The sequence below is a fragment of the Paenibacillus sp. FSL R7-0340 genome, assembly GCF_038002205.1.
GTDB classification, from domain to species: Bacteria; Bacillota; Bacilli; order Paenibacillales; family Paenibacillaceae; genus Paenibacillus; species Paenibacillus polymyxa_B.
Map to the genome: position 1 here is coordinate 634,398 of NZ_JBBOBY010000002.1, position 11,361 is coordinate 645,758.

General features: G+C 49.7%; 8 protein-coding genes. All 8 read left to right on the top strand.

Translation table 11 applies throughout. The features are described 5' to 3' along the window. Positions 1-11 precede the first annotated feature (11 nt). The 8 genes from MKX59_RS25715 (at position 12) to MKX59_RS25750 (ending at position 11,074) form a co-directional block, all read left to right on the top strand. Entirely contained in the window at positions 12-4,064 is a 4,053-nt protein-coding gene (locus tag MKX59_RS25715) for an S-layer homology domain-containing protein (protein WP_340859372.1), read from the top strand. Positions 4,065-4,212: 148 nt separating this feature from the next. Further along, positions 4,213-4,701, top strand: coding sequence for an RTX toxin (locus MKX59_RS25720; protein WP_340859374.1), 489 nt, complete (start codon positions 4,213-4,215; stop codon positions 4,699-4,701). Positions 4,702-4,982: 281 nt separating this feature from the next. Beyond that, complete coding sequence (locus MKX59_RS25725) at positions 4,983-5,984, top strand: ABC transporter substrate-binding protein (RefSeq protein WP_069081282.1); 1,002 nt, start codon at positions 4,983-4,985, stop codon at positions 5,982-5,984. A gap of 92 nt (positions 5,985-6,076) precedes the next feature. Continuing rightward, the gene (locus MKX59_RS25730; RefSeq protein WP_069081281.1) at positions 6,077-7,090 is read left to right on the top strand and encodes a FecCD family ABC transporter permease; all 1,014 of its coding nucleotides are present in this window, start codon (positions 6,077-6,079) and stop codon (positions 7,088-7,090) included. Beyond that, a complete protein-coding gene (locus MKX59_RS25735) occupies positions 7,087-8,130 on the top strand; it encodes a FecCD family ABC transporter permease (RefSeq protein WP_023987174.1) in 1,044 nt (347 codons plus the stop codon). Before MKX59_RS25730 ends, MKX59_RS25735 begins: the two co-directional genes overlap by 4 nt. A gap of 13 nt (positions 8,131-8,143) precedes the next feature. Next, positions 8,144-8,965 carry an ABC transporter ATP-binding protein gene (locus tag MKX59_RS25740; protein WP_023987175.1) on the top strand — a complete coding sequence of 274 codons (822 nt, stop codon included), beginning with the start codon at positions 8,144-8,146 and terminating at the stop codon, positions 8,963-8,965. Beyond that, entirely contained in the window at positions 8,934-9,716 is a 783-nt protein-coding gene (locus MKX59_RS25745) for an IucA/IucC family C-terminal-domain containing protein (protein WP_340859378.1), read from the top strand. The genes MKX59_RS25740 and MKX59_RS25745 overlap by 32 nt, the downstream gene beginning before the upstream one ends. Positions 9,717-10,048: 332 nt before the next feature. After that, positions 10,049-11,074, top strand: a complete 1,026-nt coding sequence (locus MKX59_RS25750; protein WP_023987178.1) for an ATP-grasp domain-containing protein — start codon at positions 10,049-10,051, stop codon at positions 11,072-11,074. Positions 11,075-11,361: the final 287 nt, after the last annotated feature.

The following is an 11,361-nucleotide window of genomic DNA, read 5'->3' on the forward strand; positions in this document are numbered from 1 at the left end:
AGAATTGCACCATGAAAAATAAGAAGTTAACCGCTCAGCTGGCAGCTGCTTTGCTGCTGCTGACCCCCTCGTTTCCTGCCGGAGCAGAGCAGGCTACCGTGATAGATACGGCTTCCGTATCCAAGGGGTCCACACGGAACAATACTGCTGCCTGGACGGATGTACAGAAGCTTACAGCACAGCAATTGGAACAACTGCAAAAAGCCCGTGAACTCGGGATTATCCAAGGCGATCCCGCCGGAACGCTCAGACCTGAGCAGAAGCTCACACGTCAGGAGCTAGCCGTGCTGCTAGTCAAAGCGTTGCAGCTTCCGACGGGCAACTTGGACGGCGCTGCCTCCTTCACGGACGTGCCCGCCGATAGCTGGGGGCGCCCGGCTATAGAGGCAGCCCGTAAGGCCGGGCTGATGCAAGGCGACGCCAACGGACACTTCCGTCCGAATGACCTGATCAGCGCTCAGGAACTGATCGCGCTGTTGGTCAGGTCTGCTGGGACGGGGACGTCTGCGGGCACACCCGCCAGCACAACCGACTCGCCGTCGGCGCAGACGCTGCCGACGGCGTGGAAGGACGCCAGCCCGTGGGCGACCCCGATGATTTGGGCGGCGCTGAATGACGGGCTGATGAGTGAATTTGGCGGAAATCTACACGCCAAAGACTCGGTAAGCCGCGTAGATGCGGCCAGCCTGCTCGTATCTGCTTTGTTTCCACAGGAGCGTGCTTCGCAGCTCCAGGAAATGGACGGCAAGCAGATATGGATCAATGGCATCGCTTATGACGTGGCAGAGCCGCTGCGCGGCATTTTTCACGCGGATAATCAGGCCGCGCTGCGCAACGCAGGCATTCGTTTCCATGCCACAGGCCGGACGGTGGACAAGGTCACTTGGCTGGAGCTTCGCAGCAGCGGGACTTCGGCTCGTGACGGCGAAGCGGAGTTCAGTGGCAACGTTGTGCTGAACGGACACGGCTCCACGCTAAACGGAGATTTGGTGATCGCCGTGGATTTTACATCCGTACTGCATTTGAAAGTGGAACAGCAGTTAACGGTGGATGCCCGAGTACAGCAGGATTTTTATGCACAGGATGTACAGGTGCAGGGACAGACCCATATTAACGGCGGAGATAACAATACAGTCGTATTTGATAGCTCAACGTTGACGCAAATGGATGTCACAAAGCCGGACGTTCACGTTGTACTTAGTGGTACCGCAAGCGCGACGGTCATGAACGTGCAATCCAGCGCAAGCATTGAGGTTAGCGCGGATGCTTCCTTGCCGCAGTTGAATGTTAATGAAGGGACGGACAAAGTCAATCTTCAGGGAACGGTTCAGACCGTTCAGGTAACTGGCAGCCAATCCGTCGAGATGACAGGTAATAGCACAATCCAGCAGCTGACCGTCACCGGGACGGGTGCTTTGGAATTGAAAACTACAGGTAGTATTGAAAATATTCAAGTCAGCAACCCGGCAGCTAGAGTAAATGTGAGTGGAAATGTACAGGTATCTGCGGTCACACTGGGTACCGGAGTAGCTTCCAACGCTGTTACGGGCCTAGCTGTGGCAAGTGTAACAGGCACGTCCTCATCTTCTGGAAGCTCATCTGGTTCATCCAGCAGTGCTAACCGTTCACCGGAAGTTGTAAATGCTTCTGTTGAGCGTGTAATTACAGAAGGCACTGGTGAACAATTGTACGATTTGCGCCAATTCTTTACCGATCCTGATGGGGATACCTTGACCTTTTCGGCAGCTTCTCTTCAATCCGGCATCGTACGGGCGTCCGTATCGGGCAATACATTAAAGCTTACGCCAGTCAGTGTCGGAAAAGCATCCATCAGTGTATCGGCTAATGATGGACGGGGAAAAAGGGTGTCGTCTACCTTCAAAATTATCGTGAATGGCAATCCTGTATCTGCAGATATACCAGATCAGGCGCTTACTGTGGGACAGTCCGACTCGGTACTGCATTTGAACGACTATGTTCAGGACCCGGAAAATGCTAGCTTAACGTATCAGGTTACTGTTGATAATCCTGCTGTAGCGTCGGTGGTGCTTACAGGAGATGAATTGCGTTTGAGTCCGCTTCGCGCGGGCAGTACGATCGTTCATGTCACTGCCAATGACGGACAGCAAGGAGAAGATGGCAGCACAGGCCAAAAGCAGATTGAATTCAAGCTAACGGTTCAGGGCACTCCTAACCATGCTCCGCATGGACAAGACCCTCAACCGCTAACCGTCACATTGGGTCAGCCGAATACGACGCTGGATCTTTCCACGATATTTACGGATGTAGATGGTGACCCGCTGGTGTTCACAGCGACCATTTCGGATGCTTCTATCGTGCAGACTGCCATAACGAGCGATCAGCTTTCTTTGCAGTCGCTGCAAGCGGGGAGCGCAAGTATTACCCTGACGGCAGACGACAGCAAGGGTGGAACAGATACAGTTACCTTGATTGTAACAATTTTGCCTATACCGAACAGTAGCCCGGTAGTAACCCGTGCACCAGACGCGGTACATCTGATTTTAGGCAAGGCTGACGGAACCGTGGATCTGTCCACCATCTTTGTCGACCCGGATCATGATCCGATTCGTTATGAAATCAGTTCGTCTGATCCAGCCGTGGCAGCTGCTACAGTTCAAAATGATCAGCTTGTCATTCATGGACTGACTAGCGGCAATACCGTGATTACCATCACGGCTAAAGACGATAGAGGCGGAGAGATTAGCACAGACCTACAGGTTCATCTATTGGAAAATGCAGTTATTACAGCAATTCCTGAGCAGTTGCTTCAATTGGGAGATGCTGCATCAGAACTGGATCTCTCACCGTTCCTGTTGAACTGGGATCTAGCATCCCTGTCAGTGACAGCAGACACGTATGATCCAGGAATTGCTACGGCCCATATGAATGGTCAGAAACTACAGTTAAACCCAGTGAGTGTAGGAACCACAAGTGTAACACTCAGTGTGTATGACCAGTACGGACGTGCAGAGGGAGCGACGTTCCCGGTTACCGTCAGCATGCCTCAGCTTAATCAAGCTCCTCAAGTCATAGCGGCTATAAACGAGCAGGTATTGACTCCCGGAGTTACACAGCAAAGGGATTATGATCTGCAACAACTGTTCTACGACGAGGATGGGGATGAGCTGCGATTTACAGTCAGCTCCAGTGATCCGACGTTGGTGAGTGCATCGCTTAATGGCAGCATTTTAACACTGGCTTCGGGTACAGGCAGCGGCCTTGCTGAAATTACTATTACGGCTGCGGATGATCGGGGTGGCTCAGTTCAATACACGTTGAATACACGCAACGCGGAGCTGGTTTCCGGCGGTATCACTCCGATTGGGGTTAAATATGGCTTGCCGCACAGAACCGTGGATCTGTCCAGTTATTTCCCAGGACAATCTAAATTCCTGGTATATAGAGGAACACCATCATCGACATTCCTCGGTCCTGTAGAACTCATGGGCACCTCCATCCCCCTTTCCCCCGAACCTTTACTGGTATGGGTAGTAGGAGCAGATGGAAGGGCTGCTGTGTTTCAGGTCCAACAGGAACCACAGCAAGCGCCTGCTGTATATTTCTCGCAATATGTGGATGGCGGGGATGGAAGAATTGTTTTGCAATTGCATTATAACGGGAATGGAGACCCTTCCCATCGGGCAGACGGTTACTCACTTGAGTTTCATCAATGGATGAAGAAAACAAACCAAATGAAAGTTACCACTTTACCGATTAATCCGCTTTATCCTGCCATGCCATATATAATCATCGACAGTATCTTTTATGATTTCATGGATATTACGAATGCTTGGTATTTCAATGATGAGGGCGATTTCTACAACCCGAGCGAATTTAATACCGTTGCATATGTTTTAAAATACCAAGGACAAGTGGTAGATGTATTAGGAAATCCAAATTCGCATGAGCAGTTTGCACCGCAAGGAGGAACGTTCGTCCGCAAGCCAGGAATATCCTACGGATCGTCTGCCTATAATCAGCCAGATGAGTGGAATGCGTTTCCGAAAGGGACCTATCAATATGTCGGCGCTCATACACCATAAACGGTATGCTTTGTAGCACCAAGGAGACTCCTGTCCCCTCGAGAATGATTATTTGACTTTTTTAAGAGTCCAGCTTAAGTAGGTCGTAGGAGTTGCTGGCAGAGCGACTATATTTCAGGTTCATCAGGAACCACAGGAGGCATTTCTTTTGTTTTTTTCACAATATGTCGATGGTGGAGACGGTCGCATCGTGCTGCAATTGTTTTACAACCGAGAATGTGACTTCTCTCATAAAATAGAAGGATATGAGCTGGAGGTTCACCAATTCATGAAAAACACGAACCGCATGAACGTATCCAGCATAGCGCTATATCCGGTTAATCCAGTAATTCCGTATCTGATCATAAACAGCATCTTTTACGATTTCATGGATGTCACGAATGTTGCCTATTTTAATCAAGAGGGTCATTTCTATAACCCAAGTGAATTTAATACGGTCGCATATGTACTGAAATATCATGAAACTGTGGTAGATGTGATTGGAGAGCCTCATTCGCAGAATCAATTGTTTCCTCAAGGTGGGACATTTGTTCGTAGACAAGGTATATCAGGTGGCTCACCCGTTTTTAATCAGCAGGATGAGTGGATTGTATACCCGAAAGGTACTTATCAATATGTAGGCAGGCATACACCTTAATCGGTATGTTTGTCCGCGATCGCTGTCTTTTGAAGACAGGTCATAAATTCTTATAAAGGTGTAACCCAACAACTATGGAGGGTTACACCTTTTTGTATACTGAGCATTTTGTATTCATCCAAGCCTTTACTGTACAAGGAGATTTTCAACATGAAACTAGAGGCACGGGGAGTTCTTCCACAGCAGTATCAATATGCTTGAACAATGTACTCAACTGAATTACAATACAATTGATAATGATTTTTAATATCAATTAGGATGAGAAGGGGGAGTTGAACTACATGTTTGGATTGACAAAAAAGCTACATATTTATATAGCACTTATTCTGATGATATCGGTGCTGGCTGGTTGTGCCTCGGGTGGAACTACAGGGACAACTGACCCTTCAAGCAAGTCTGCAAGTGGTAATAAGAGCAATACAGTAGGCAGTGGTGCGGACGAGCAGACCAGAGTTATCAAACATGCCATGGGTGAAACGACAATTAAGGGAACTCCGAAGAGGATTGTAACCTTGTTTCAGGGTGCCAATGATGTTGTTGTTGCACTTGGTGTGAAGCCAACGGGTGTTGTGGAATCCTGGGTTCAGCAACCCGTATATAAATATTTGAAAGCGGATCTGGATGGCGTGACGCAGGTAGGTCAGGAATCACAGCCGAATCTGGAAGAGATCAACAAGTTGAAGCCGGATCTAATCATTGCCACCAAAACAAGACATGAGGATATCTATGATCAACTGTCCCAGATTGCTCCAACGGTAGTTACCGAGACGTTGTTTGACTGGAAAGAGACGGTAAAGACGGCTGGTGAAGCGATGAATATGAAGGAACAGTCGGACAAGTTGCTTGCCGATTGGGATGCAAGGGTAGCGGATTTCAAAGACAAAATGGGTGACCGTCTACCCATTGAAGCGACTATTACGAATTTCAGAGCCGATCAGGTTCGCATTTTCTATATGGGATACGCCGGGAAAATTTTGAAAGAGCTTGGATTTACCAGACCGCCTGGACATGATGAAGACACCTGGGGTGTGGAGTTGACTTCGAAAGAGAACATCCCGGATATGAACGCAGATATGATCTTCAACTTCAATTCAGGTACGGAAACAGAAGCTATTGAGAAAAATTATAAGGATTGGACCAGCAGTCCGCTCTGGAAAAATCTCGATGCGGTAAAGAATAACCAGCTGGTACAGGTTGATGAAGTGGCCTGGAACATGGGAGGCGGATACACATCGGCCAACATGATGCTGGACGACCTATACAAGCAGTTCAATCTGAATTAATGGGAGCAAGACCTGCCATGCACCAGGACATCGTATACGAAGTGTATGGGCAGGCAGGTCTTTTTGCATTTCACGAATGAAAGAGTGAGAATATGTTTCCCCTTTTTACGAAGGCAAGTACGAAGATGTATGGACTATCCGGCTTATTCATTTTACTATTACTCGCCTGTGTAGCCAGCATGATACTGGGACGCACACACATAACATTTCAAATAGCAGTGGATGCACTACAACACTATGACGAAAGCTCAGTGGAGCATGTCGTACTTCTGACAGAACGTTTACCACGCACAATTATTGCCGCTGTTGTTGGTGCAAGTTTGGCGGTGGCGGGAGGACTCATGCAAGCGCTAACTCGTAATCCGCTCGCTTCACCAAGTGTGTTTGGGATCAATGCGGGCGCCATCTTTTTTATCGTTATTGCCATCGTGGTGCTGTCGGTGTCCTCGCTCAGTACGATGATGTGGTTTGGTTTTGCCGGGGCAACCATTGCAACAGTGATTGTGTACGCGCTTGGGTCCATCGGTCGTGATGGTCTGACTCCCATCAAGATTGTGCTGGCGGGTACCGCCATCTCTGCACTTTTTGCTTCGTTCACGCAGGCAATCCTGGTGCTGGATGGAACGGGATTACAGGACGTGTTGTTCTGGCTTGCAGGTTCAGTGAGCGGTCGGACACTCGACATGCTGTATCCTGTACTGCCATATATGACGGTTGCCACTGTAGTATCCCTGTTTATGGGCCGGGCGATCAATCTGCTACTGACCGGTGATGATATCGCCAAAGGCATGGGACAGAACGTGCTACTGGTTAAGCTGCTTATGGGAGTCGTTACGGTATTGCTAGCCGGTGGTTCTGTTGCGGTGGCCGGTTCAATTGGTCTGGTAGGATTAGTTGTACCGCATATCATGCGGGCGTTTGTTGGCAACGACTACCGCTGGCTTGTTCCCTACTGCATTCTGGGCGGCGCCATTTTGTTATTGGCGGCGGATGTTGTTGCACGGCTGATCATCATGCCGCAGGAGGTTCCGCTTGGCGTTATGACAGCGCTCATTGGTGGTCCCTTCTTCGTCTATATTGCCCGCAAAGGGGGGACGAAGATATGAGGAAGATGATTACTTTTCGCAATAAAAAAGATACGTTATCCTTGCAAATGGAGCGCAAATCGCTGTTCATCATCGGAATCTGTATGGTTTTGGTATTGATTGCATCCATTCTAGGAACTAGTGTGGGTAATGATTTCATATCTCCGCTGAATGTGCTGCAGACGATTTTCGGTCTGGGCGCAGGCGATCATGACTTTGTCGTGTTGACGCTAAGGCTGCCGCGTGTGCTGTTATCGTTGCTTGTTGGTGCAGCACTGGGCATGTCCGGTGCCCTATTGCAGGGGATTATCCGTAATCCGCTCGCTTCACCAGATGTGATCGGGATAACGGGAGGAGCTGCCGTTGCCGCTGTAGGTTTTGTCACCCTGCTGGGTGGAACCATCAGTATCAAGCTGTTGCCGCTGTTTGCCATTATGGGCGCGATGATTACCACAATCATCATATATCTTCTTGCCTGGAAAAAAGGAGTAAGCCCGATTCGACTGGTGTTGATCGGAATCGGAGTGTCAGCCATTACGGGGGCCGGGACGACCTTCATGCTGATCCTTAGTCCATTCTATACGGCTGGTCAGGCGTATATCTGGCTGACGGGGAGTGTGTATGGAGCATCGTGGACCGATGTCAGAACGATCATCCCGGTGATTGTAATCGTGCTTCCGTTGGCGATCTGGTTTGCCCGTAGTCTGAACGCACAGGAATTCGGGGATGATCTAGCCACCGGGCTGGGGGTCACTGTACAGCGTCATCGTTCAGCACTGCTACTGTGCAGTGTACTGCTGGCCGGGGGTGCTGTAGCTGTCGCGGGGACGATTGGTTTTGTCGGTCTGATTGCGCCGCATATTGCCCGGAAGCTGGTAGGGCGTATGTTTGGCAGCATGCTCATCGTTTCGGGACTGGTCGGTGCCCTGCTTGTATTTGCTGCTGATCTGATTGCCCGTACGGTATTTCTGCCGCTCGATGTTCCGGCAGGGGTATTTACCGCCGGGGTAGGAGCACCGTTTTTCCTGTATCTGTTGTTCAAGAATCGAAATCAGTTTTGAGGAGGAGAATGCTGTGAGTATTCTGGAAGCCAAGGACCTTACGATCGCCTATGGCGCAGAGCCTATTATTGAGAATCTGAACCTGACTATTCCCAAGGGGAAAACTACTGTCCTGATTGGCAGCAACGGTTGCGGGAAGTCCACCTTGCTGCGAACGATGGCGCGGCTGCTGAAGTCCAGTTCAGGCTCGGTGCTGCTGGATGGCGAGGAGATTGCGAAGTTGCCTACCAAGGAAATTTCAAGACGTATGTCCATTCTGCCGCAAGGCCCTTCTGCTCCAGAGGGACTGACAGTGAACCAACTAGTTCGGCAAGGACGGTACCCACACCAGACCTGGCTGAAACAGTGGTCCGGTGAGGACGAACGCATGGTCAGGCTCGCGCTGGAATCCACACATCTGACTGCTCTGGCTGATCGGCCCATGGACGCATTATCCGGCGGACAACGCCAGCGTGCCTGGATTGCGATGACACTCGCACAGGGAACAGAGACCCTGCTGCTGGATGAACCAACGACTTATCTGGATATGACCCATCAGATTGATATTCTGGATCTGCTGTTCGATTTGAATGAACGGGAGGGGCGCACCATAGTGATGGTTCTTCATGATCTGAATCTTGCGTGTCGCTATGCTCACCATATCGTGGCTGTCCACAACAAGTCCATCTACGCGGAAGGAAAACCGGAAGACATTGTTACGCAGGACATGGTCCGCGCGGTCTTCCAGATGGAGTGCGACATTGCGGTTGATCCGCTGTTTGGCACACCAATGTGCATTCCGCACGGGAAGGGAAGGAAGTTAAATGAAACCACACGCTACAGCCACTTGGCTTGATGATCAAGAGATGCAGGCCTTGGCTGCCGAATACCGTTTGACCTGGGAGCCTTCGACAGATCGTACATTTTCGATGCCATTTACGGACTTGCTGGACCCGTCCAAAAGCCTGAACTATTTGCAAGGGGTGAGTAGCATCTTTGAGACGGATTCTGAAACGGCTACTGTATCTCTCTTTGCTAAACGGTATGCTTACTTGATTTTGGCTTCGGGTCTCTATGCCATGTCACGCTTCAACAAAGGCCTAAATTATGAGATTGCCAACGGCACGATCGAATCCAGTTATCAGGGGGAGACATGGCTCCCCAAGGCTCGTCTGACTAATTGGCAGACGACCTCACCGGAGGCGGATCAGCGTGGCGTATGGAGAGATCAGGTGATTGAACAGATGTTCGCCGGTAATCTGGCCAAGGTGTGGCAATCGCTGTCCAAGGCAACGCGGGTTTCACGTTCAGTCCTGTGGGAGAACACGGCCATTTACGTATACTGGCTCTATGAGAACAAGTTTGCTGAAGGAGCCACGCCTGAAGAAAAGCAGCGTGTCGAAGAGGACTTCCATTATCTAATTCGTGATGCACCTGCACATCTCTTTGGTGAATCCCGTAATCCGCTCAAGCAGTTTAACACGCCCAAGCGGGCAACAGCTGTCTCAGATACACCCATTCGTGTGCGCAAAACCTGTTGTTTCTATTATCTCGCTGCAGATGATCCAGAAGATTACTGCCCAACCTGCCCCAAATTAAAGCATTAATGCCGATGATCATCATCCACATCCCCAGCCTATACTTCATTGCATCTCAATACAGCGAATAGCACAGGCAAGCTTATGACATAACGAAATTCAGAGCTTGCCTTATTTGTTGTGCCCATTGTTCCATGAACACTCCTTCATTTGGGGATTCTCTCCCTGCAAAAACCATCTTATTTTTCCTAAAAAGCTTATTATTGACAAGGTGACTGAAATTGCCATAAAATAGATTTTGTTTGAAACTGATAATCATTATCAATATTATTTCCATCAAATCAATCCGATGAAAGCACAACCAGGAGCGAACGCCTTCATTCGGTCGGGGAGGATTTTCATTGTTTCCGAAAGGAATTCATAATCTGCAAAACCGACTCATCATAAGCAAAGCAAGAGAAATGGGAATGACCTGCGAGCCACTTCTCGCAGAATGTGAAGATTTTTTGGAATTATCCTATGGGGATAAGCGCAGAGTCATTAATAAAACCAGATCGCATCGTCTACCCTTGATCGCTGGACTGCTCGCCAAGAACAAGCAGGTTTGTAATATGCTACTGCATGAGCGGGGAATGCCTGTGCCGCCGTTTATCGTTATCGAGGCAATGGGTGACAAGGCAACGCAGTTTCTGAAACTGCATCGTTCCGTTGTAGTGAAGCCGCTGGACGCAAGCGGCAGTGCAGGTGTGACACTGGACGTTCGAACAAACGAGGAACTGGAAGCGGCTATTGCCCGGGCGGGTACCCATAGTAACAGCATCATGCTGCAGCAATTCGTAACGGGTGTGGATTACAGGGTACTGGTCATTAACGGGGAAGTGGCGGCAGTAAATGAGTATCGACCTGTCTATGTAGAAGGAGACGGCACCTCAACCATCCGGGCGTTGATTCGAATGTTGAATCAGCAGCGAATCCAGCATACCAGTATAGGGAAGTTCGAGGCCTTTCCCAAGATTAATGAAGACGCAGAGCCTTTGCGAAAGGTTCTGCTTGGACAGGGAATCACACTGGAGGAGGTACCTGCGGCAGGAAGGGAGATCGAGCTATATGATCTTCGCAATTCGGCCGCCGGGAACATCAGTGAATTTTATATGGACTGTACGGAAGCGATTCTTCCTGACAATGCACAAATGGCAATTGAGGCCGCAGGAGCCCTCCGGATTGATGTGGCTGGCATTGATATCCGTTGTGAGAATATCCGCCAGCCGCTGACAGGAGATCAGGGAGGCATTTTGGAAGTCAACGCATTGCCGGACCTGACCCACCATGTCTTCCCCTTTGGGGGGACCACACGTGATGTCGTCCGGTTGTACCTGGAGTATCTTTTTCAGATGGAACATCATTTCGAAAAGTCGATTGCAGAATAAGGGCAAATCATTGCTTGTTCTGGCTCAATAGCCCGCTTGCGTTTTGCGTTGTTCTTGCTCCTATGGTGTGATCGGTATATTCGAATGGACGTGCCTGCCCGCCGCAAGCGGTGGCATCCATCCAGCATTCCGCTGCTGGTCAGCAGTGTAGGTACTCTGGATGATTAGTCTGCTAATGGTTCAACGGGTCAGAACACCAGCAGATACGGCCAGATGGGCGGCACTGAAAGAGATTAGTATGGGTCTCGGCTGTGCCATCCTGTGACCTTGTCCCTTGTTTTATTTAT

Excerpts from the sequence above, each read along its gene's own strand:
- MKX59_RS25715 (WP_340859372.1), top strand. The coding sequence starts at position 12 with ATGAAAAATAAGAAGTTAACCGCTCAGCTGGCAGCTGCTTTGCTGCTG.
- MKX59_RS25725 (WP_069081282.1), top strand. The coding sequence starts at position 4,983 with ATGTTTGGATTGACAAAAAAGCTACATATTTATATAGCACTTATTCTG.
- MKX59_RS25730 (WP_069081281.1), top strand. The coding sequence starts at position 6,077 with ATGTTTCCCCTTTTTACGAAGGCAAGTACGAAGATGTATGGACTATCC.
- MKX59_RS25735 (WP_023987174.1), top strand. The coding sequence starts at position 7,087 with ATGAGGAAGATGATTACTTTTCGCAATAAAAAAGATACGTTATCCTTG.
- MKX59_RS25745 (WP_340859378.1), top strand. The coding sequence starts at position 8,934 with ATGAAACCACACGCTACAGCCACTTGGCTTGATGATCAAGAGATGCAG.